This window comes from Zoogloea sp., from assembly GCF_041904905.1.
Taxonomy (GTDB): Bacteria; Pseudomonadota; Gammaproteobacteria; order Burkholderiales; family Rhodocyclaceae; genus Zoogloea.
On the sequence record NZ_JAYRMI010000039.1, the window covers coordinates 1 to 20,534 of the forward strand.

The 20,534-nt window shown below is 70.0% G+C and carries 18 protein-coding genes; 5 read left to right on the forward strand and 13 right to left on the reverse strand.

What is annotated here, in order from left to right; translation table 11 throughout:
* Positions 1–113 precede the first annotated feature (113 nt).
* The gene (locus tag ACE3N6_RS11975) at positions 114–1,670 is read right to left on the reverse strand and encodes a type I restriction-modification system subunit M (protein ID WP_374245999.1); all 1,557 of its coding nucleotides are present in this window, start codon (positions 1,668–1,670) and stop codon (positions 114–116) included.
* 142 nt (positions 1,671–1,812) lie between these two features.
* Entirely contained in the window at positions 1,813–2,709 is an 897-nt protein-coding gene (locus ACE3N6_RS11980; RefSeq protein WP_374246000.1) for a radical SAM protein, read from the reverse strand.
* Between the two features lie 67 nt (positions 2,710–2,776).
* Here ACE3N6_RS11980 and ACE3N6_RS11985 point away from each other — a divergent pair, with 67 nt between their 5' ends.
* Positions 2,777–3,664: a cation transporter gene (locus ACE3N6_RS11985; protein ID WP_374246001.1), complete on the forward strand. Its 888-nt coding sequence runs from the start codon at positions 2,777–2,779 to the stop codon at positions 3,662–3,664.
* Here ACE3N6_RS11985 and ACE3N6_RS11990 read toward each other — a convergent pair.
* From ACE3N6_RS11990 to ACE3N6_RS12005, 4 genes are all read right to left on the reverse strand, one after another.
* Positions 3,609–4,802, reverse strand: coding sequence for an MFS transporter (locus ACE3N6_RS11990; protein ID WP_374246002.1), 1,194 nt, complete (start codon positions 4,800–4,802; stop codon positions 3,609–3,611). The genes ACE3N6_RS11985 and ACE3N6_RS11990 overlap by 56 nt on opposite strands.
* Positions 4,803–4,878: 76 nt before the next feature.
* A complete protein-coding gene (gene asd / locus ACE3N6_RS11995; protein ID WP_374246003.1) occupies positions 4,879–5,727 on the reverse strand; it encodes an archaetidylserine decarboxylase in 849 nt (282 codons plus the stop codon).
* Between the two features lie 71 nt (positions 5,728–5,798).
* The gene (locus ACE3N6_RS12000; RefSeq protein WP_374246004.1) at positions 5,799–6,002 is read right to left on the reverse strand and encodes a heavy-metal-associated domain-containing protein; all 204 of its coding nucleotides are present in this window, start codon (positions 6,000–6,002) and stop codon (positions 5,799–5,801) included.
* Between the two features lie 21 nt (positions 6,003–6,023).
* On the reverse strand, positions 6,024–6,467 hold the full coding sequence (locus ACE3N6_RS12005; RefSeq protein ID WP_374246005.1) for a PACE efflux transporter: 444 nt from the start codon (positions 6,465–6,467) through the stop codon (positions 6,024–6,026).
* A 102-nt stretch (positions 6,468–6,569) separates the two neighbouring features.
* Here ACE3N6_RS12005 and ACE3N6_RS12010 point away from each other — a divergent pair, with 102 nt between their 5' ends.
* The gene (locus ACE3N6_RS12010; RefSeq protein WP_374246006.1) at positions 6,570–7,106 is read left to right on the forward strand and encodes a DOMON-like domain-containing protein; all 537 of its coding nucleotides are present in this window, start codon (positions 6,570–6,572) and stop codon (positions 7,104–7,106) included.
* Positions 7,103–8,311: an exo-beta-N-acetylmuramidase NamZ domain-containing protein gene (locus ACE3N6_RS12015; protein ID WP_374246007.1), complete on the forward strand. Its 1,209-nt coding sequence runs from the start codon at positions 7,103–7,105 to the stop codon at positions 8,309–8,311. Before ACE3N6_RS12010 ends, ACE3N6_RS12015 begins: the two co-directional genes overlap by 4 nt.
* A 66-nt stretch (positions 8,312–8,377) precedes the next feature.
* On the opposite strand, the gene fliW is transcribed toward ACE3N6_RS12015, so the two are convergent.
* On the reverse strand, positions 8,378–8,806 hold the full coding sequence (gene fliW, locus ACE3N6_RS12020) for a flagellar assembly protein FliW (protein ID WP_374246008.1): 429 nt from the start codon (positions 8,804–8,806) through the stop codon (positions 8,378–8,380).
* A gap of 206 nt (positions 8,807–9,012) precedes the next feature.
* Positions 9,013–10,560 (reverse strand): DEAD/DEAH box helicase, encoded by a 1,548-nt coding sequence (locus ACE3N6_RS12025; protein WP_374246009.1) that lies wholly within the window; start codon positions 10,558–10,560, stop codon positions 9,013–9,015.
* A gap of 387 nt (positions 10,561–10,947) precedes the next feature.
* Here ACE3N6_RS12025 and ACE3N6_RS12030 point away from each other — a divergent pair, with 387 nt between their 5' ends.
* Positions 10,948–11,808: a neutral zinc metallopeptidase gene (locus ACE3N6_RS12030; protein WP_374246010.1), complete on the forward strand. Its 861-nt coding sequence runs from the start codon at positions 10,948–10,950 to the stop codon at positions 11,806–11,808.
* Between the two features lie 33 nt (positions 11,809–11,841).
* Here ACE3N6_RS12030 and ACE3N6_RS12035 read toward each other — a convergent pair whose 3' ends face one another.
* On the reverse strand, positions 11,842–13,764 hold the full coding sequence (locus tag ACE3N6_RS12035; RefSeq protein ID WP_374246011.1) for a transporter substrate-binding domain-containing protein: 1,923 nt from the start codon (positions 13,762–13,764) through the stop codon (positions 11,842–11,844).
* 95 nt (positions 13,765–13,859) lie between these two features.
* On the reverse strand, positions 13,860–14,333 hold the full coding sequence (locus tag ACE3N6_RS12040; RefSeq protein ID WP_374246012.1) for a VOC family protein: 474 nt from the start codon (positions 14,331–14,333) through the stop codon (positions 13,860–13,862).
* 274 nt (positions 14,334–14,607) lie between these two features.
* Here ACE3N6_RS12040 and ACE3N6_RS12045 point away from each other — a divergent pair, with 274 nt between their 5' ends.
* Positions 14,608–15,612 (forward strand): cytochrome-c peroxidase, encoded by a 1,005-nt coding sequence (locus ACE3N6_RS12045; RefSeq protein ID WP_374246013.1) that lies wholly within the window; start codon positions 14,608–14,610, stop codon positions 15,610–15,612.
* A 69-nt stretch (positions 15,613–15,681) separates the two neighbouring features.
* Here ACE3N6_RS12045 and ACE3N6_RS12050 read toward each other — a convergent pair whose 3' ends face one another.
* Genes ACE3N6_RS12050 through ACE3N6_RS12060 form a run of 3 tightly spaced genes read right to left on the reverse strand, consistent with a single transcriptional unit; the run spans position 15,682 to position 20,530 of the window.
* Positions 15,682–16,404 (reverse strand): response regulator transcription factor, encoded by a 723-nt coding sequence (locus ACE3N6_RS12050; protein WP_374246014.1) that lies wholly within the window; start codon positions 16,402–16,404, stop codon positions 15,682–15,684.
* The gene (locus ACE3N6_RS12055) at positions 16,401–18,452 is read right to left on the reverse strand and encodes a PAS-domain containing protein (protein WP_374246015.1); all 2,052 of its coding nucleotides are present in this window, start codon (positions 18,450–18,452) and stop codon (positions 16,401–16,403) included. Before ACE3N6_RS12055 ends, ACE3N6_RS12050 begins: the two co-directional genes overlap by 4 nt.
* The gene (locus ACE3N6_RS12060; protein ID WP_374246016.1) at positions 18,449–20,530 is read right to left on the reverse strand and encodes a putative bifunctional diguanylate cyclase/phosphodiesterase; all 2,082 of its coding nucleotides are present in this window, start codon (positions 20,528–20,530) and stop codon (positions 18,449–18,451) included. Before ACE3N6_RS12060 ends, ACE3N6_RS12055 begins: the two co-directional genes overlap by 4 nt.
* Positions 20,531–20,534 lie beyond the last annotated feature (4 nt).

The window sequence follows — 20,534 nt, forward strand, 5'->3', positions numbered from 1 at the left end:
AGCGTAACCCGACATCGGCTGCCGCTTCGGCGGTGGCGTCCTGTCGGGTTACGCCCTGGGGGCTAACCCGACCTACGGTGGGGGTTGGGGTGCTCATGGTTTGGGGTGGGCGGTCAGAACTCATAGCCCAGCCTTCCCAGCTTCTGGCGGATCAGGGCATCCAGTTCCGCACCCTTCGCCATCTGCTCGCCGAGCTTCTCGGTGAGCGAGCGCATCTTGTCGGCAAAGGCTTCGTCGTCGTCCTCCACCGCCTCGGCGCCCACGTAGCGGCCGGGGGTGAGCACATGGCCGTGCCCGGCGATTTCGGCGAGCTTCACGCTGCGGCAGTAGCCGGGCTGGTCGGCGTAATCCCCGGCGCCTTCTTCACCACGCCAGGCGGCCACGGTGGCGGCGATGCGGTCGATGATTTCGTCGGTCAGCTCGGCCTGCACCCGGCTGATCATGCGGCCGAGTTTGCGGGCGTCGATGAACAGCACTTCGCCGGGGCGGGCGGTCTTCTTTTTGGCCAGAAACCACAGGCAGGCGGGGATCTGGGTGTTGAAGAAGAGCTGGCCGGGCAGGGCGATCATCACCTCCACCACGTCGGCCTCGACCATTGCGGCGCGGATCTGGCCCTCGTTGTTCTGGCTGGAGCTCATGCTGCCGTTGGCGAGCACGATGCCGGCGCGGCCGGTGGGCCCGAGGTGGTGCAGCATGTGCTGGAGCCAGGCGTAGTTGGCGTTGCCCTGGGGCGGGTCGCCATACAGCCAGCGGGGGTCGCCCTCCAGGCTGCCGTGCCACCAGTCGCTGATGTTGAAGGGCGGGTTGGCGAGGATGAAGTCGGCGCGCAGATCGGGGTGCTGGTTGCGGGTGAAGGTGTCGGCGGGCTCCTTGCCCAGGTTGAAGTCGATGCCGCGGATGGCGAGGTTCATCGCGGCGAGGCGCCAGGTGGTGGGGTTGGATTCCTGCCCGTAGATGGACACGTCGCCCAGCTTGCCGCCGTGGGCCTCGATGAACTTTTCGGACTGCACGAACATGCCGCCGGAGCCGCAGCAGGGGTCGTAGACCTTACCGTGGTGGGGTGCGAGCACGGCCACCAGCGTCTTGACGATGCTGGCCGGGGTGTAGAACTGGCCCCCCTTCTTGCCCTCGGCGCTGGCGAACTGGCCGAGGAAGTATTCGTATACCTGGCCCAGCACGTCGCGGGCGGCGCCGGGGTCGTCGCCAAAGCCGATGGTGGAGACGAGATCCACCAGCTCGCCGAGCTTGCCGTCGGGCAGCTGGGCGCGGCCGTAGCGTTTGTCGAGCCCGATCTTCTTGAGGGAGGCGTTCTCGCTCTCGATCAAGGTCAGGGCTTCGTCGATGCGCTTGCCGATGTCGGTCTGCTTGGCGGCGGCGCGGAGCTGCTCCCAGCGGGCGGCTTCGGGCACCCAGAAGACGTTGACCTCCTTGTAGTAGTCGCGGTCTTCCAGCTCGTCGGCGAGTATGTCGGCATCGCATTCGTGCAGGAAGTAGTCGTCGGCTTCGTCGGTGAAGCGGCGGGTCAGCTCGGCACGGCGGGCGGCGAAGGTGTCGGAGATGTACTTGAGGAAGATGAGGCCGAGGACAAGGTGCTTGTATTCGGCTGCATCCATGTTGGCGCGCAGCTTGTCGGCTGCCGCCCAGAGGGTCTTCTTGATGTCGTCGAGCATGGGGATGCGAGGGTGAGGCGTCGGTCAGGGCTGCCGCGCGGAAGCATGTCGCATGCGTCTGGCGCGCGCGCCCAGGATAGGCCGGTAGGTTACACCGGGTGCCGCGCCGGCGCCCACCGGGCAAGGGGCGCCGGGGCGTGGCCTACAGCCCCCGCGCCCACGCCGGGCGCAGGTGGGCGCCGCCGGGTTCGGCAATCGCCTGGCGCACCTGGGCGAGCAGGCGGTCCTTGTCGGCCCCGAGCGTGCCCTTGAGCACCAGCCAGTTGCTGGCGTGGTCGGAGCGGAACACCGTGCGGCGCAGCGCTAGCTGGCTGAGGAAGCGTTCCATCTCGCGGAAGAGGGCGGGTCGATCCAGCGGTTCCCATTCCGGGAAACCTTCGCGGAAGCGCGCTTCGCCCTGGGGGAAGCTCACCACCAGCGTGGAGAGGTACTCCGGCTGGGTGGCGTTGGCGAGGCGGGCGGAGTTGTCGGCGTGCCGGGCGGAATACACCTGCCCGCCCAGGCCGTTGAGGATCATCACCGAGCGGGCGATGCCGGCCGCGCCGAGCTTGTCGAGGGCGCTGCGGGTGGACTCGAAGGTTTCGCCCTTGTTCACCTTTTCGAGCACCGTGTCGTCGCCGGATTCGGCGCCCAGGTAGACCATCGCCAGCCCGGCGGCGCGGAGCTGGGCGAGTTCTTCCACGGTCTTCTTCTTGAGGTTGCGCGCGAGGCAGTAGCTGGAGACGCGATGCACCGCCGGCATGTGCTGGCGGATGGCGTCGAGGATGGCCAGCAGGCGGCGGGTGGGCAGCACCAGCGCGTCGCCGTCGGCCAGGAAGACGCGGCGGATCCGGTCGCCGTACAGCTGGCCGGTGCGGCGGATGCTCTCCAGCACCTCGTCCTCGGCGCGGGCGCGGAAGGCCTTCTGCGGGGCGGTGTACATCTCGCAGAAGGTGCAGTGGTTCCAGGAGCAGCCGTCGGTGACGGGCAGGATCAGGGATTGGGCCTCGGAGGGCGGGCGGAAGACGGGTTCGACGTAGCGGATGGGGATGCTGGACATGGCGGGGCCTTTGCTGCGGTGCAGCCGTTGAGGCTACCATCGGGCGACTGGATTGCGGAGGTGCGGGATGAAGGAAGGGGCGTCGTGTTCGGCGGGGTGCGGCTGCGGGCCGCAGGGCGGGGCCGCGGCGGAGGCGGGCGCGGCGGCGGCCGGGGTGGCGCGCTTCCGCTCCACTTTCCGGGTGCCGGGCATGGATTGCCCGTCGGAGGAGGTGCAGATCCGCGCCGCGCTGGGCGGGCTGGCCCAGGGGCTGCGCTTCGATCTGCCGGGGCGCACGCTGGCGGTGGATCACGCGGTGCCGGTGGGCGTGGTGCTGGGCCGGCTGCAGAGGCTGGGGATGGGCGCCGAGCTGGCCGACAGCGGGCCGGTGGATGCGGCGCTGCCGCCCGCGCCGCCGTCCGACCCGGCCGCCGAGCGGCGCAGCCTGCGCTGGCTGCTGGCGATCAACGGGGCGATGTTCGGGGTCGAGGTGCTGGCGGGCTGGTGGGCGGAGTCGTCCGGCCTGCTGGCCGACGGCCTGGACATGTTTGCCGACGCGGCGGTGTATGGCACGGCGCTCTACGCGGTGGGCCGGGGCGTGGCCGCCCAGGGGCGGGCGGCGCGGCTGGCGGGCTGGCTGCAGGTGGTGCTGGCGCTGGGGCTGTTCGCCCAGGTGGCGGGGCACATCCTGCACGGCGCGGCGCCGCTGGCGGGGGCGATGATGGGGGTGTCGCTGCTGGCGCTGGCGGCCAACGTGGCTTGCCTGCTGTTGGTGGCGCGGCACCGGGACGGCGGCGCCCACATGAAGGCGAGCTACATCTTTTCGGCCAACGACGTGCTGGCCAACCTGGGGGTGATCGTGGCCGGCGCGCTGGTGGCGTGGACCGGCGCCCAGTGGCCCGACTGGCTGATCGGCAGCCTCATCGGGGCGATGGTGCTGGCGGGGGCGGTGCGGATCCTGCGTCTGCCTGCCTGAGCAGCGGCCACAGGGCGACGAGGCCGAGCAGCGGGCCGGGCAGCAGGAGCCACGCCACGCGCTCGTGAAGCTCGGGCCACAGGCGGGTGGTGAGGGCGATGGAGCCCATGGTGATGGCGAAGCCGATGGCGTTCTGGAAAGCCAGGGCGCTGCCCACGATTTCCGGCGGGCAGGCGCGGGCGGAGAGCGCCGAGAAGTGCGGCGAGTCGGCCACCACGCTGGCGCCCCACACCAGCATCACCGCACCCAGCAGCCATTCCGGGCTGCCCTTGAGGAAGGGGTAGAGCGCGCAGCAGGCGGCCGAGGTGGTCAGGGCGATGGCGGCCACCCGGGCGCTGCCGATGCGCCGGCTGAGGTAGCCCCCCGCCACGCAGCCGGCGGCGCCGATGCCGATCACCGCGAAGGACGGGCCGGACACCGCGCCCTGGGTGACCTGCCCCACCAGCAGCGGCACGAGGGTCCAGAAGGCGTAAAGCTCCCACTGATGGCCGAAGTAGCCGCCGGCCGAGGCGCGCAGGCGCGGCTCGAAGAAGGCGAGGATCACCCGCCCCAGGCGCAGGGGCGGGGTGCCGGGCTTGCGCACCAGGTGCGGCCCGTCGCCCAGCAGCAGGATGAGCCCGGCGGCCAGCACGGCGAGGCCAGACGATACAAATACGGTGGCTTGCCAGCCAAAACCTGTATCAAGAAAGCGTACCCCGTGGGGCAGGGCGGTGCCCAGAGTGAGCATGCCCACCAGCCACGCCAGCGCCGCGCCGGCCTGCTGGGGCACCCAGCTGACCACCAGCTTCATGCCCAGGGGGTACACCCCGGCCAGCGCCAGCCCCACGCAAAAGCGCAACGGCAGCGCGGCGCCCAGGCCATCGGCGAGCAGGGCGAAGGCGGCGTTGGCCAGCGCCCCGAGCACCGCGCAGACGGCAAAGATGCGGCTGGCCGCAAAGCGGTCGGCGAGGCCGGAGAGGGAGAAGCCGAGGGTGCCGGCGATGAAGCCCAGCTGCACCGCGTTGGTGAGCTGGCCCAGATCGGCAGGCTGGAGCTGCCAGGCGCGCATCAGGTCGGCCCCGGCGCTGTTGGCCGAGAACCACAGGGAGGTGCCGAAGAGCTGGGCGACGACGATCAGCGGCAGGGCGGGCAGGCGCATCGTGGGGTCTCCTCCGGGTGTCGGGCTCGGGCCCGATCCGGTGCCGGCGTGTGGGGGCGGGCGGCGCCCGCGGGGGTCAGACGCGGCGGCCCATCGCCTCGCCCATGCGGATGGCGCGGGCGGGGGCCCAATCCGGGTTGAAGCCCAGGCGCCCCTTGGGGAAGAGCATGACGACCGTGGAGCCGAGCAGGAAGCGGCCCATCTCGTCGCCTTTTTCAAGCGTGACCTCGCCGGGGGCGTAGTCCCATTCCTTGAGGGTGCCGGGGCGCGGCGGGTTGATCTGGCCGTGCCACACGGTGGCCATGCTGCCGACGATGGTGGCGCCCACCAGCACCAGCACGAAGGGGCCGGTCTCGTCGTTCTCGAAGACGCACACCACCCGCTCGTTGCGGGCGAACAGGCCGGGCACGCCGCGGGCGGTGGTGGGGTTGACCGAGAACAGCGCGCCGGGGATGTAGATCATCCGGGTGAGGCGGCCGTCGCAGGGCATGTGGATGCGGTGGTAATCCCGCGGGCTGAGGTAGAGGGTGGCGAACTCGCCGTCGTGGAACCACAGGGCGAGGTCGCGCTCGCCACCGAGCAGCGCGGTGGTGGAGTAGCGGTGGCCCTTGGCCTGGAAGATCTGGTCGCGCTCGATGCGCCCGAACTGGCTGATGGCGCCATCGACCGGGCAGATGAAGTCGGCGGCGGCCAGGGGGCGGGCGCCGGGCTTGAGGGGGCGGGTGAAGAACTCGTTGAAGCTCGGGTAGCTGGCGATGTCGGGGTTGGCGGCTTCGGCCATGTTCACCCCGTAGCGCCCCACGAACCAGCGGATGACCGAGGTGGTGAGCCCGCCGGCCTTTGCGCTGGCCAGCTTGCCGGCCAGGATGGTGAGCGCCTGCTTGGGGATGAGGTACTGGGGGAGGACTTTCAGGCGGTCGGACACGGCGCGATCCCGGCGGTGGTGAAGGCGCGGATTATAGCCGCCTCCGGCGCGGGGGCGCCCGTGCCGGGCCGCTAGCGGGTGGCGAAGCCGGCGTCCTCGATGGCGGCGCGGATGTCGCCTTCGTCGATCAGTGCGCCGTATTCGATCTCGGCGTGGCCGGTTTCCAGGGAGATGTCGGCGTAGCCGATGTGGGGCAGATCCTGGATGGCGTTCATCACGGTGCGCAGGCAGTCGGCGGACTGCATGCCGAGGACGGTGAAGGTGGCGGTGGGCATGGTGGGGGCTCCGGTTGGGGGTCAGCGGCCGCTGGTGGCGATGGGGAAGGCGCGGTCGTAGGCGAGGTTGAAGACGAAGGCGTAGGCCACGTAGGCGGCGGCGAGGCCGATGTCGGCGATGAGGGCGGTGAGCCAGTCGAGCCCGGTCCAGGCGACGATCACCGGCAGGGTGAGCAGCAGCAGGCCGCCCTCGAAGCCCACGGCGTGGAGCACCCGGCCCAGCCACGGGCGGCGGTCGGCGCTGCGGCCGGTGCGGCGGCCCTCGATCCAGTCGAAGGCGGTGTTGTAGGCGCCGTTCCAGACCGCGGCGATGAGCGCCAGCACGGCCAGCAGGCCGATGGAGTCGGCCACCGGCACGCCGGAGAGCCAGGCGAAGGGCGGCGTGACGAGCACCAGCCCGCCCAGCTCGAACAGGGCGATCTGGCGCAGGCGGTCGGGCAGGCTGCGAAGCGGGGGCGCGGACATGGTCGGGTGCGGTGTGGGTGGGCGCAGAGTTTAACGCGCCCGCCAAGACGGGCTAAACTGCCGGGCCCTTGCTTGCCCGGTCTGTCTGAGATGTGTGATCCCGTGTCGAAGTTCGCCCTTGTCTGTCACCCGGCCACGCCGGACGCGGCGGTGTCGGCCCTCGGGGCGGAGGTGCAGCCCGACGCGGCCGGGCTGGCCGTGGATTTCCACCTGAGCGGCGAGCTGGCCGCGCTGCGCATCCCCGACGTGGCCACGCCGCTGCCGCCCGAGCGCCTGTGGGCGCACACCTGCTTCGAGCTGTTCGTGGGTGCCGTGGGGGAGGCGGCGTACCGGGAGTTCAACTTCTCGCCCAACGGCCAGTGGATGCGTTTCGACTTTGCCGATTACCGGGCGCGCGTTCCGTCGCCGGCCGGCCCCGCGCCGCGGATCGCGGTGAGCGCCGACGAGGGCGGGCTGGGCCTGTCGGTGCTGCTGCCGGCGCCGCTCCTGCCGGCGGGCCGGCTGTGCATCGGCCTGACGGCGGTGGTCGAACACGCCGATGGCAGCCATACTTACTGGGCGCTCCGCCATCCGGTGGCCCAGCCCGATTTCCACCATCGCGACGGCTTTGCCCTCGCCCTCCATGCGGTGAACCCATGATCCAATTCGGTCTAGACCGTCTGCTCGCCGACCCCGCCCTGCGCAAGCCGCTGGCCGGCAAGCGGGTGGCGCTGCTCGCCCACCCGGCCTCCGTCACCCGCGACCTGACCCACGCCCTCGACGCCCTGATGGCCCTGCGTGATCTGCACATCACCGCGGCCTTCGGCCCCCAGCACGGCCTGCGCGGCGACAAGCAGGACAACATGGTCGAGTCGCCCGACTACTTCGACCCCCTGCACGGTATTCCGGTGTTCAGCCTGTATGGCGAGGTGCGCCGCCCCACGGCGCCGATGATGGACCGCTTCGACGTGCTGCTGGTGGATCTGCAGGATCTCGGCTGCCGCATCTACACCTTCATCACCACCCTGCGCTACGTGCTCGAGGCGGCCGCGAAGCACAAGAAAGCGGTGTGGGTGCTGGATCGCCCCAACCCGGCCGGCCGGCCGGTGGAGGGCACGCTGCTCCAGCCGGGCTGGGAGAGCTTCGTGGGCGCCGGCCCGCTGCCCATGCGCCACGGGCTGACCATGGGCGAGCTGGCGAAGTGGTTTGTCGCCACCCTCAAGCTGGATGTGGAGTGTCAGGTCGTCACGATGGAAGGTTGGCAGCCCGACGCGGCGCCCGGCTACGGCTGGCCGCTGGGCGAGCGCAGCTGGGTGAACCCCAGCCCCAACGCGCCCAACCTGTCGATGGCCCGGGCCTACGCCGGCACGGTGATGCTGGAGGGCACGACGCTCTCGGAGGGCCGCGGCACCACCCGGCCGCTGGAGCTGTTCGGCGCGCCCGATCTCGACGCCCGCCAGATCGTCGCGCACATGGAAACCATCGCCCCCAAGTGGCTGGCGGGCTGCAAGCTGCGCGACTGCTGGTTCGAGCCCACCTTTCACAAGCACGCCGGCAAGCTGTGCCACGGGGTGCAGATCCACGTGGAAGACCCCACCCACTACGAGCACTTCCGCTTCCGTCCGTGGCGCCTGCAGGCCCTGGCCTTCAAGGCGATCCGCCACGTCCGCCACGACTACCCCCTGTGGCGCGATTTCCCCTACGAGTACGAGCACGACCGGCTGGCCATCGACCTCATCAATGGCTCGGAGATCCTGCGGGAGTGGGTGGATGACCGCAGTTCGCGCCCGGGCGATCTCGATGCGCTGGCCCAGGCCGACGAGCGGGCCTGGGAGGAGAGCCGCCGGCCGTATCTGCTCTACTGAGCGCGGTCGGCCGCAACGAAAAAGGGCGCCCCAGGGGCGCCCTTGTCGTATCGGCGGGCGGCGGGGTCAGCCGATGGCCTTGAGGGTGACGCTGGCGTCCACCTTGCCGATGATCTTCTGCAGGCCGCGGCGGGTGGCGGTGTTGAGCACCAGCGGGGCCATCACGTTGGCGCGCACCGGCGCGGTGGCGTCGCCGCGGCTGACGATCAGCAGCACGCTGGCGTCGTCGGCGCTGCCCAGCTGGAGGGCGGCCACGTCGTCGTCGCTGAGGGTGAATTCGTAGTTGAGGCCGAGGATGTCCGGCGTGGTGACGGTGAAGGCCACCTGCGGGTCGTCCAGGCACTGGAGCAGGAACAGCCGGGGGGCGTCGTGGTCGGCGGTGTGCACCAGGGTGAACTGGCGGCAGTTCTCGAAGCCGGGCAGGCCGGACGGAAAGTCGATGACGCGGTCGGCCGAGACTTCCATTTCGCCGACGATGGGACTGGTGATCTTCATGGTTGTTCCCCCTTGGTAGGTGCACGGGCAGGCTCGGACGTCCGGCCTTCGGATGCGTGTTTCCATCATAGGCGGGGCGGCGGGAATCAACCTTGGGAGAAGAGGGGTTTTTTGGGGGCTTTCCCGGGCTTGGGCGGCGGGCGCCGGCCATGAAAAAAGGGACGTCCGGAGACGTCCCTCGATCTGGCTACGGCAACTTCAGCGGATCAGCGATCGCGGTTGAAGGTGCGGCCGGCGCGGGGCTTGCCGGCGAAGTCGCCGCCGCTGCGGCCACCGCCAAAGCCGCTGCCGGCGTTGTGGTGGGTGGAGCTGCGCTTGGCGACGTGGGGGAACTCGGTGCGGTGCTCGGGGTGACGGGGGCGCTCGGCAAACTCGCTGCGGCGGCTGTCGCCGAAGTCGCGGCTGTCGCTGCGGCCGGCCCAGGGGCTGGCCGGACGGCCGTCGTCGCGACGATCGCCGCGGCCACCGCCGAAACCGCCGGCGGGCTTGTCGCCGAAGCGGGCGCCGCCGTGGCCGGCGGACGGACGCTTGTCGCCGAAACGCGGGCCGTTGCCGAAGCTGCGGCCGCCTTCGCGACGGGGGCCGCCGGGGCGGCGGTCGTCGGCGGGCATGGTGCTGCGCGGCTCGAGGCCCGGCAGGGTGTGCACGGCCAGGGGCTGGCGGGTGTAGCGTTCGATGGCGCGCAGCAGGCGCACGTCGCGGCGCTCGGCCAGGCTGATGGCGATGCCGCTGGAGCCGCCGCGGCCGGTGCGGCCGATGCGGTGGACGTAGTCGGCCGCCACCTTGGGCAGGTCGTAGTTGATGACGTGGCTGATGGTGCGCACGTCGATGCCGCGGGCGGCCACGTCGGTGGCGATCAGCACGCGCAGGTGGCCGCGGCGGAGTTGATCCAGGGTGCGGGTGCGCATGCGCTGGTTCATGTCGCCGTGCAGGGCGGCAACCGAGTGGCCCATGGATTCGAGGTTGAGGGTCAGGGCGTCGGCGTCGCGCTTGGTGGCGGTGAACACGATGGCCTGATCCATGTCGGCGTCGCGCAGCAGGCCGTCGAGCAGGCGGTTCTTGTGGCCGATGTCGTCGGCCACCAGCAGGCGCTGCTCGATGTTCTCGTGGCGGGTCTGGGCGGAGGCGATCTCGATGCGCTCCGGGTCCTTCAGCAGGCGCTGCATCATGCGGGCGACCTGGCCGTCGAGGGTGGCGGAGAAGAACAGGGTCTGGCGGTTGGCCGGCAGCTTGGCGCAGATGGCCTCGATGTCGTCCACGAAGCCCATGTCGAGCATGCGGTCGGCTTCGTCGAGGATCAGGATCTCGAGCCGGCCGAAGTCGATGCGGCCGCTGTTCATCTGGTCCATCAGGCGGCCGGGGGTGGCCACGAGGATTTCATAGGGGCTGGACAGCAGCTTGTTCTGCACCGGGTAGGGCATGCCGCCGACGACGCTGACGGCCTTGGCGTAGCGCAGGTTCTTGCCGTAGCGCTTGGTGGCGTCGGTGACCTGCACGGCCAGCTCGCGGGTGGGGGTGAGCACCAGCACGCGGGGGCCGCGGGCCTTGGCGGTGGGCTCCGCCGTGAGGCGCTGCAGCGACGGCAGCATGAAGGCGGCGGTCTTGCCGGAGCCGGTCTGGCTGGAGACGACGAGATCCTTGCCGGCGAGCGCGGCGGGGATGGCGGCTTGCTGGACGGGAGTGGGGTCGGTATAGCCGGCTTCGTTGACGGCTTTGACGATGTGCTCGGACAGGCCGAGGCTGGCGAAATCCATGTTCGCTTCCTTATCTGGTATTGCGGATGCGGTGCCCGCGAAGAAAAAACGGCAACGCGTCGCGGCGCAGGATGTGCGCGCAACAGAAAGGCTGCCTGACTGGCATATCGGCACTAACCGATCAGGACAACCTCACGTCGAATACGGGAGATTTGGAAGGTCAGGGACGATGTGACTCGGTGCGAACCGCTTTGCACCGGACCGCGCACTATAGCGATAATGATCCTGCGACACAAGGATTATGTTGCGGCGCAAAAAACTCCGTCACGGGGGCGCGCGGGATGCGATGCGTTACTTTGTGTGTCGTGCCGGCGGGAGGCGGCGTGCTTCCTCGCGCCGGGGCTGGGCGCCGATTATTCTTGACCCCTCACCAATTAAGGAATTGCGATGCGTTTCGACAACAGCCGGGAGAGCAGCAACGTCGAGGACCGGCGCGGCGGCGGGGGCGGGGGCCTGCCCATCGGCGGGCGGGGGATCGGCCTGGGGACGATCGTGCTGGCGCTGGTGGCGATGTATTTCGGGGTGGACCCGAGCATCGTGCTCAATCAGGCGGTGCAGGCGCCGGCGCCCAGCAGCGCGTCGCGCCCGGCGGGTCCGCCGGCCAACGACGCGGAGACGGTGTTCATCCGCCATGTGCTGGCCGAGACGGAGGACACCTGGAGCCAGATCTTCCGCGCCAACGGCAAGGCGTACGTGGAGCCGACCCTGGTGCTGTTCTCGGGTGCTACCCGCACCGCCTGCGGGGTGGGGCAGGCGGCGATGGGGCCGTTCTATTGCCCGGCCGACCGCAAGGTTTACATCGACCTGGCCTTCTACCAGGAGCTGAAGACCCGCTTCAAGGCGCCCGGCGACTTTGCCCAGGCTTACGTGATCGCCCATGAGGTGGGCCACCACGTGCAGAACCTGCTGGGAATTTCCGGGAAGGTGCAGGCGGCGCGGGAGCGCGCCGGCGAGCGGGAAGCCAACGCGCTGTCGGTGCGGCTCGAGCTGCAGGCCGATTGCCTGGCCGGGGTGTGGGCGAAGAACGCGGACGCGGCGCGGGGCATCCTCGAGGCCGGCGACGTGGACGAGGCGCTGCGGGCGGCCACGGCCATCGGCGACGACAGCCTGCAGAAGCAGGCCCAGGGCTACGCGGTGCCGGACAGCTTCACCCACGGTTCGGCGGAGCAGCGGGTGCGGTGGTTCCGGCGCGGGATGGAGTCGGGCCAGCTGAACGCCTGCAACACCTTCCAGGCGCGCGCGCTGTAAGGGGCGGGCCACCGGGCCGCCGGCGGATGCCAGTCAGGCGTTTGCTGGCGGTTTGCCGTTTACGGCGTGCTGGAGGCTGGCGTCGAGGCCCTGCTGGGTGGTCTGGATCAGGGCGGCGAGTTCGATGGCGAGGGCCGGGTCGTCGTCGGCGAGGGCTTGCTTGAGGGCGACGCTGTCGCGGTGGAGGCTCTGGTTGATCGGGGCCAGCGCGCGGGCGAGGGCGATCAGCCGGGCGTCGGTGGCGCGGCGGGCGCGGTGTTCGGCGGCCAGGCCGATGCCCAGCAGCAGGCAGCCCGCGCTGAGGGCCAGGCCGATCCAGAGGTAGAGGGGCTGGAGGGCGAGCGTGGGGGGGCTGGGCTGGCCGGGGTTGTAGATGGTGTCGAGCCAGCGGTTTTTGGCGGTGGCGATGTCGGTGGGGGTGACCGATTCGAGGGCCCGGCGCAGGATGGCGGCCAGCTCGGGCGCGTCCTTGGCGACGCCCAGGTACAGCTCGCTGTCGCCGTCGGGCACGTGGCCGGCGATGTAGAGGGTGCCGAGGAAGCGCGACTGGATCAGCCGGTTGACGGCGTGGAGGTTGCCGATGGCCACGTCGGCGGCGCCGGCGGCCACCAGGCTGAGGGCTTCTTCCTGGGCGCCGACCTCCACCAGCTCGATGGAAGGGTAGGCGCTGCGGATGCGGTTGATGAGGAAGTGGTCCTTGAGCAGGGCCAGCTTGCGCCCGGTGAAGCTGGCCAGATCCCACACCTGCTGGAAATTGCTGCGGGTGACGATGGCGGTGGGCGAGGACAGGTAGGGGCCGATGAAGTGCAGGTGCTCGCGGCGCTCGGGGGTGTTGACGACGGCCACCAGCACGTCGAGCTTGCCGCCGAAGGTTTTCTGCAGCACCGCCGACCAGGGGCCGGCGGTTTCCTCGACGGTGAGGCCGGCCTTGTCGCGGAGCAGGCGGAACAGTTCGATGGAGTAGCCTTCGGCCTGATGGTGGCGGTTGGTGTAGCTGAGGGGGTAGAAGGCCTGGTCGTAGCCCATCCGGATGGGGCCGTGGCCGAGCAGCCAGGCCTGTTCGGCGGCGGTGAGCTGGAAGGACACCCCGGGGATGCCCTCGCCCGGCGGCAGGTAGCGGCGGACGAGGGCCTTGCCTTCTTCCTCGCTGATGAAGCGCATGGCTTTCTGCAGGATGGCCAGCAGGGTGGGTTCGGCGTTGTTGACCGCGAAGGCCATCGCCGAGAGGTCGGCGTCGAAACGCTGGCGCACCTGGAGGTTGGCCAGCCCGAGCTGCTCGATGTAGAAGTGGGCGACGGCTAGCATGCCCACGTAGGCGTCGGCATTGCCGTTGGAGACGGCGCGCAGGGCGTCTTCGGTGGTGGCGGTTTCGAGGATCTGGGCCTTGGGCCGGCTGCGCGTGAGCACCTCGCGGGAGGCGTGGCCGCGCTCGATGGCGATCCGGATGCCCTCCAGGTTGCCCGGTAGGGCGATGGCGCCGCGGCCGCTGCGGGTGACCACGATGGGCGGGGAGTGCAGGTAGCCGCCGGTGAACAGGAACTTGCGCCGGCGCGCGTCGGTGGGGCTGAGGGTGGGGATGAGGTCGATCCGGCCGCGCTCCAGGGCCTGGGTGGTGGTCGGGAAGTCGTCGAAGCGGACGAACTTGAAGCGCAGCCCCGTGCGCCGGCTGAGGAGTTCGAGGTAGTCGGCGCTGGGGCCGGTGTAGCGTTTGTCGCGCCAGGCGTAGAAGGGCTGGAAGTCGGGCCCGTTGCCGACCCGCAGCTCGGGGTGGGCGTCGAGCCAGTGCAGCTCTGCGTGGCTGAGGCTGGCCCGGAAGCGGGTGACCGGGTCGCCGTCCCAGTTGCCTTCCTTGAGGGCCGCGCCGGCGCCGCCAGCGAAGAGGCTTCCGGCGAGGACCAGGCCGAGCAGCAGCAGTCGGACGATGCGTGCAGCCAGGGCCTGGCTGGGCGTTTTCATGGCATTAATCGAGAGGCGTACGCGGGAATGCGAATGGTATTCGTTTTCCCGCGTCGTGGGCATACCGGGAGAAGGGTTTTTTCCCGGCCTCTCGATCAGCCCGCCAGCTTGGCGAAGGCGTCGACCACTTCGGGCGGCGCCTGGACCAGTTCGATCAGCACGCCTTCACCGCCGATGGGGAACTCGTCGTTGCCCTTGGGGTGCAGGAAGGTGATGTCGAAACCGGCCGCGCCCTTGCGGATGCCGCCCGGGGCGAAGCGCACGCCGTTGGCGCCGAGCCACTCGACGGCCTTGGGCAGGTCGTCCACCCACAGGCCCACGTGGTTGAGCGGGGTGGTGTGCACGGCGGGCTTCTTTTCGGGGTCGAGGGGTTGCATCAGGTCGACCTCGACCTTGAACGGGCCCTTGCCCATGGCGGTGATGTCCTCGTCCACGTTCTCGCGCTCGGACTTGAAGTTGCCGGTCACCTCGAGGCCGAACATGTCCACCCACAGGGTGCGCAGGCGATCCTTGGACGGGCCGCCGATGGCGATCTGCTGGACGCCGAGGATCTTGAAAGGTCTGGTCATGGTTGTTCTCCCTCATTTATTTAGTCGGAACCCGAAATTGTACGAGCGGGGGGCGGGAGGAGGAAGGGGCGGGGTGCCGGCGGGCCGCCGGCGGTGGGCGGCAGATGGGGTGTGGGGGGCGGGAGGCCCTGCGGGTGCCTGGGCGACGACATTCAGGTATTGCTTAAGCATTGCTTAAGTTTTGGGTGGGATAATCGGGGGGTCGTCCGGCCAGACCGGCCGCAACCCGGCGGCAGGGCCGGCCGGACGTCTTCGTCACCCACTGGAGCGTCCCATGAAATCCGAACTCAAGTCCGGCCTTGCGCTGCTGGCCTGCCTGCTCGCGCCGCTGTCGGTTGCCTCCGCGGCGACCGGCTCCGAACCGATCCAACCCATCGCGCCCGCCCGGGTAGCCAACCCGGCCGTGGTCGAGCTGGGCAAGATGCTGTTCTTCGATCCGCGCCTGTCGAAATCCGGCTTCATCTCGTGCAACTCGTGCCACAACCTGTCGATGGGGGGGAGCGACAACCTCAAGTCGTCCATCGGTCACGGCTGGCAGAAGGGGCCGATCAATGCGCCGACGGTGCTCAATTCGCGTTTCAACCTGGCCCAGTTCTGGGACGGCCGCGCGGCCGACCTGAAGGCCCAGGCCGGCGGCCCGATCGCCAATCCGGGCGAGATGGCGTACAGCCACGATCTGGCGGTGGCCACCCTGAAGACGATTCCCGGCTATCGCGGCGCCTTCAAGCGCGCCTTCGGCAGCGAGGAGGTGAGCATTGACCGCGTGACTCAGGCCATCGCCAGCTTCGAGGAGACGCTGGTGACGCCCGACTCCCGTTTCGACCGCTGGCTGAAGGGCGACAAGAAGGCGCTGAGCGCCGACGAGCTGGCCGGCTACAAGCTGTTCAAGGACAGCGGCTGCGTGGCCTGCCACAACGGCCCGGCGGTGGGCGGCAACTCGTACCAGAAGATGGGCGTGGTGGAGCCGTACAAGGCGAGCAGCCCGGCCGAGGGGCGCGTGGCGGTGACCGGGCAGGACGCCGACCGCTTCAACTTCAAGGTGCCCACGTTGCGTAACGTGGAACTGACCTACCCGTACTTCCACGACGGCGCCGCCAATACCCTGCCCGAGGCCGTGGATACGATGGGCCGGGTACAGCTGGGCCGCAAGTTCAGCGCCGAGGAGAACGCCCGCATCGTTGCCTTCCTGAAGACCCTGACCGGCAAGCAGCCGCAGTTCTCGATGCCTGTCCTGCCGCCGTCGGCGGACGCCACGCCGCGGCCCAAGCCCTTCGACTGAACGGGCTTTGCGCGTCGATCCGGAACCCGCTGCCGCCCTTGGGCGGGGCGGGTTTTTTTGTGGGTGCGGTCAGCCGATCCAGTCGACGCTGGCGCACAGCAGGTAGCCGGCGCCATAAACGGTTTTGATGATCTTCGGGTCTTGCGGGTCGTCCTCGAGCTTGCGGCGCAGGCGCGAGATGCGCACGTCGATGCTGCGGTCGAAGGGGTCGAGTTCGCGCTCGCCGATGAGCTGCTCGCGGGTGAGGATCTTGTTGGGGCGCTTGAGGAGCGTTTGCAGCAGGGCGGCTTCGGCGGCGGAGAGGCTCACCTCGCGGCCGTCGTCGTGGGCGAGGCTGAGGCGGCCGATGTCGAAGTGCCAGCCGGCGAAGCGCACGGCGCTGTGGCCGGCGGGCTCGCTGGCGGGGGCCTTCTGGTAGCGGCGCAGGATGGAGCGCACGCGGGCGACCAGCTCGCGGGGCTCGAAGGGCTTGACGAGGTAGTCGTCGGCGCCCAGTTCGAGGCCCAGCACGCGGTCGGTGAGGCCGTCGCGGCCGGTGAGGATGAGCGCCGCGCAGGGGTGGTTCTCCTGCAGCTCGCGCAGCACCTGCAGGCCGTCCATGTCGGGCAGGCCCAGGTCGAGGATGGCCAGCTCGGGCTGCACCCGGCGGGCGCGGGCCAGCAGGGCGCGGCCGGTGCCGAAGGTTTCGCTGCGGAAGCCGTATTCGGCCAGGGTGCCGACGATGAGCCGGGCAATGTCGGCTTCGTCTTCGACGACGAAGATGAGGGGCGTGTCCTTGTCGGGCGTGGTCATGGGGCGGTGGGCTCCGAGGGGGCGAAGGGCGCCACGGCGCCGCGGATGGCGGCGGCGAGGGCGGCCCGGTCGAAGGGTTTGCGCAGGGTGGGGATGTCCGGCAGGACCGGGCTTGCGTCGCCGGTGGCGTAGCCGGTGATGAGCAGTATCGGCAGTGTAGGCCGGAGGGCGCGGGCGGCGGCGGCCAATTCGCGGCCGCCCATGGCGGGCATCACGGTGTCGGAGACGAGGAGGGCGATGTCGTCTACCGCTTCGAGCATGGCCCGGGCCTCGAAGCCGTTGCCGGCCTCGATCACCGGGAAGCCCAGCTCGGTGAGCTGCTGGCGGAGCACCTTGCGCACCTCGGGCTCGTCCTCGACCAGCAGCACCAGACGGCTTTCGGCGGCGAGATCGATGGATTCGGGCGCGGGGGCGGCGGGGGTGGCGCTGGGGGCGTCGGTCATGGGCACGATGAAGCGCACGTTGGTGCCCTTGCCCGGGGTGCTGAGGATGCGGATGTTGCCGCCGGACTGGCGGATGAAACCGTACACCATCGCCAGCCCGAGGCCGCTGCCGGTGCCGAAGGCCTTGGTGGTGAAGAAGGGTTCGAAGAGCCGCGGCAGGAGTTCCGGCGCGATGCCGCTGCCGGTGTCGGAGACGTCGAACTGCACGTACTCGCCGGCGGGCACTTCGACCAGCAGGGCGAGGCTGGCCGAGACGTGGCGGCGGGCCACCGCGATGGCGAGTTCGCCGCCGTCGGGCATGGCGTCGCGGGCGTTGATGGCGAGGTTGAGGAGGGCGTTCTCGAGCTGGTGCGGGTCCACCAGCGCGTAGAGTTTTTCGGTGGGGAGCGCCAGCTGGATGGCGATGCGCTCGGTGAGGGAGCGGGACAGGAGCTGGGTCATGCCGTGCACCAGGGCGCCGACCTCTACCGGGGTGGGCTCCAGCGGCTGCTGGCGGGAGAAGGTGAGCAGCCGGCGGATCAGCTCGGTGCCGCGGCGGGCGGCGGAGAGGGCGGGGGCGAGGTAGTCCTCGTAGCCCTGGTGGGCGGGGAGCTTGTCCTGCAGGGTGGCGAGGTTGCCGGTGATGATGGTGAGCAGGTTGTTGAAGTCGTGGGCGAGGCCGCCGGTGAGCTGGCCGACGGCTTCCATCTTCTGGGCCTGGATCAGCGCGGCCTGGCTGGCTTTCTGTTCGGTGATGTCGATGGAGAGCACGAAGTAGCCCTGCACGCCGCCGGCGAGGGAGGCTTCAGGCACCACCGCGCTGCGGGCGTACACCTGCTTGCCGGCGGCGTTGATGCGGGAGTATTCGTAGCTGACCTGCTCGCCGGCGGCGGCCTGGTCGAGGTAGGGCTTGATCTGGGCGTAGGCTTCGGGGCCGAAGACGTCCTGAATGCTGCGCCCGACGATGGTGTCCCGGTCGAGGCCGAACCATTCGGTGTAGCCGCGGTTGGCGAAGCGGTAGCGCTCGCCGGCGTCCACGTAGGCGATGAGGGCGGGAATCGCGTCCATGATGAGGCGCAGGCGCTCCTCGCTGCGGGACAGCTGGCCGGCCAGGGCGTCGAGGCGGGCGGTGGCGGCTTCGAGTTCGGCGGTGCGGGCGCTGACCCGGGTTTCGAGTTCGGCGTTCTGGCTCTCGATGAGGCGCTCGTAGCGGCGCTGCTCGGTGATGTCGGTCCAAAGCGAGACGAAACCCAGGTTGGGGATGGGCACGCCGCGGATCGCCAGCACCTGGCCGTTGGGGCGGGTGCGCTCGGCGCTGTGGGGCTGGAAGGCGCGCACCGAGGCCATGCGTTCGGCGATCAGGCGCTCCACGTCGCCGCCGCCGTATTCGCCGCGCTGGAAGTTGAAGCGCAGGAACTCCTCGAAGGGCGTGCCGACGCGCACCAGCGTCTCGGGGAAATCCAGCAGGCGCAGCAGGGCCTTGTTCCAGGTGACGAGCTTGGGGGTGGCGTCGAACACCGCGATGGCCTGGTCGAGCAGGTCGAAGCCGGCGAGGAGCAGGTCGTAGCGGCGCAGGTCCTCGGGGGAGCTGGGCTTGATGGCCGGGGTGGCGATGCGGGCGATCATGCGGGGGGCGGGGCGACGAGGTCGAGGAAGGCGTCTTCGGGCAGCGGGCGGGCGAACAGGTAGCCCTGGCCGTAGTCGCAGTGGGCGGCGATGAGGCGCTGGCGCTGGGCGTCGGTCTCCACGCCTTCGGCTACCACCTGCAGGCCGAGCTTGTGGGCCATGGCGACGATGGCTTCGGTGATGGCCAGGTCGCTGGGGTCGGTGGTGAGGTCGCGGATGAAGGAGCGGTCGATCTTGAGGGTGTGGATGTCCATCCGCTTGAGGTAGGCCATCGCCGAGTAGCCGGTGCCGAAGTCGTCGAGGGAGATCTGGATGCCGGCGGCGCTGAGGCGGGCAAGCTGGGCGGTGACGGTGGGGCGCTCGTCGAGCAGCAGGCCTTCGGTGATCTCCACCGCAATGCAGCTGCCGGGCAGCCGGTGGCGGTCAAGCTCGTCGAGCAGCACCTCGAGCGAGTTGCCGGTGGCGAACTGGCGGGGCGAGGCGTTGACGGTGATCTGCACGCCCGGCTGGCGTTCGCGCCAGCGGGCCACGGCGGCCACCGCGTGACGGAACACCCAGGCGCCGATGGCGTCGATCAGGCCCAGCTCTTCGGCCACCGGGATGAACTCGGCGGGCGAGACCGGGCCGCGCTGGGGGTGGGTCCAGCGCAGCAGGGCCTCGGCCTTGTGGATGGCGCCGCTGCCCAGGTGGGGGATGGGCTGGAAGTGCAGGCTGAGTTGCCCTTCGGTAAGGGCGCTGCGCAGATCCTTGCCCAGCTGCACCCGCAGCATGGCGCGCTCCTGCATGGCCGGCGAGAAGTAGCAGAAGCGGTTTCGCCCCTCTTCCTTGGCGTGGTACATGGCCTGGTCGGCGTTCTTGAGGATGGCGATGGCGTTGTCGGCGTCCTGGGGGAAGAGGGTGATGCCGATGCTGGCGGAGACGTAGGCCTGCTCGTCGCCGAGGGTGAAGGGCTCGGTGAGGGCCAGGATGATGTCTTCGGCGATGCGCTCGATGGGCGCGCGCTCCGACAGGCCGGGCAGCAGCACGGTGAACTCGTCGCCGCCCTGACGGGCCACGGTGTCGGTGCCGCGCACGCAGCCCACCACCCGGCGGGCCGCTTCCATCAGCAGGCGGTCGCCGGCTTCGTGACCGAGGGCGTCGTTGACCTCCTTGAAGCGGTCCAGGTCGATGTACAGCACGGCCAGGCTGCCCTGCTCGCGCTGGGCGCGCTTGATCTGTTCGGCGAGCCGGTCGCCCAGCAGGCGCCGGTTGGGCAGGCCGGTGAGGGGGTCGTAGTTGGCCTGCATCCAGATCAGGGCTTCGCTCTGCTTGCGGTCGGTGATGTCGGTGATGACGCCGACGAGCCCGCCCACGCTGCCGTCGGCCTTGAGCCAGGTGGCCTTGTTGAAGATCACCTCCTTGCGCAGGCCGTCGCTCGATTCGACCGAGGCTTCGTAGGTCTGCACGCCGGGGTGGTCGAACAGCATCTGGTCGGCCTCGTGGTAGCGGGCCGCCAGCTCGGGCGGCGAGATGTCGAACACCGAGCGGCCGATGAGCGCCTCCCGGGGGCGGCCGATGTAGGTCTCGAAGGCGCGGTTGCAGCCCAGGTAGCGGGCCTGGTCGTCCTTGAAGAAGACCGGGCTGGGGATCGCCTCGATGAGCTGGCCGATGAAGTGCAGCTGCTCCACCGTGGTCTGCTCGGCCGTCTTTCGGGCGGTGATGTCGAGCATCAGCCCGATGATCGCCGGGCGGCCTTCGAGCTGGGTGCGGTTGCCGAAGACCTCCAGCTCAAGAAGGCGGCCGTCGGCGTGCTGGCCGCGGAAGGTGTAGTGGGCGGTGTCGGTCTCGCCGCGGATGCGCCGGGCCACGGTGTCGAGCACCCGCTCCCGGTCTTTGGGGCAGATGAAGCGCTCTACCTCGGGGTGACGCAGGAGCGTCTCGGGGGTGTAGCCGAACATTTCGGCAAAGCGCCGGTTGGCGTAGCGGATCTGCAGATCCTGCAGCACGTAGACCCCGATCAGGTCGTTGCGCAGCAGACCGAGCAGCAGCGCGTCCGCTTCGCGGAGCAGGGCGTCGGTCAGGGGGGGCGGAGGTGGCATGGCT

Coding starts and splice junctions, on each gene's coding strand:
- ACE3N6_RS11985 (WP_374246001.1), top strand. CDS start 2,777: ATGAAGGAAGGGGCGTCGTGTTCGGCGGGGTGCGGCTGCGGGCCGCAG.
- ACE3N6_RS11980 (WP_374246000.1), bottom strand. CDS start 2,709: ATGTCCAGCATCCCCATCCGCTACGTCGAACCCGTCTTCCGCCCGCCC.
- ACE3N6_RS12040 (WP_374246012.1), bottom strand. CDS start 14,333: ATGACCAGACCTTTCAAGATCCTCGGCGTCCAGCAGATCGCCATCGGC.
- ACE3N6_RS12015 (WP_374246007.1), top strand. CDS start 7,103: ATGATCCAATTCGGTCTAGACCGTCTGCTCGCCGACCCCGCCCTGCGC.
- ACE3N6_RS12025 (WP_374246009.1), bottom strand. CDS start 10,560: ATGGATTTCGCCAGCCTCGGCCTGTCCGAGCACATCGTCAAAGCCGTC.
- ACE3N6_RS11990 (WP_374246002.1), bottom strand. CDS start 4,802: ATGCGCCTGCCCGCCCTGCCGCTGATCGTCGTCGCCCAGCTCTTCGGC.
- ACE3N6_RS12050 (WP_374246014.1), bottom strand. CDS start 16,404: ATGACCACGCCCGACAAGGACACGCCCCTCATCTTCGTCGTCGAAGAC.
- ACE3N6_RS12045 (WP_374246013.1), top strand. CDS start 14,608: ATGAAATCCGAACTCAAGTCCGGCCTTGCGCTGCTGGCCTGCCTGCTC.
- fliW (WP_374246008.1), bottom strand. CDS start 8,806: ATGAAGATCACCAGTCCCATCGTCGGCGAAATGGAAGTCTCGGCCGAC.
- ACE3N6_RS12000 (WP_374246004.1), bottom strand. CDS start 6,002: ATGCCCACCGCCACCTTCACCGTCCTCGGCATGCAGTCCGCCGACTGC.
- ACE3N6_RS12055 (WP_374246015.1), bottom strand. CDS start 18,452: ATGATCGCCCGCATCGCCACCCCGGCCATCAAGCCCAGCTCCCCCGAG.
- ACE3N6_RS12030 (WP_374246010.1), top strand. CDS start 10,948: ATGCGTTTCGACAACAGCCGGGAGAGCAGCAACGTCGAGGACCGGCGC.
- ACE3N6_RS12060 (WP_374246016.1), bottom strand. CDS start 20,530: ATGCCACCTCCGCCCCCCCTGACCGACGCCCTGCTCCGCGAAGCGGAC.
- ACE3N6_RS12035 (WP_374246011.1), bottom strand. CDS start 13,764: ATGAAAACGCCCAGCCAGGCCCTGGCTGCACGCATCGTCCGACTGCTG.
- ACE3N6_RS12005 (WP_374246005.1), bottom strand. CDS start 6,467: ATGTCCGCGCCCCCGCTTCGCAGCCTGCCCGACCGCCTGCGCCAGATC.
- ACE3N6_RS11975 (WP_374245999.1), bottom strand. CDS start 1,670: ATGCTCGACGACATCAAGAAGACCCTCTGGGCGGCAGCCGACAAGCTG.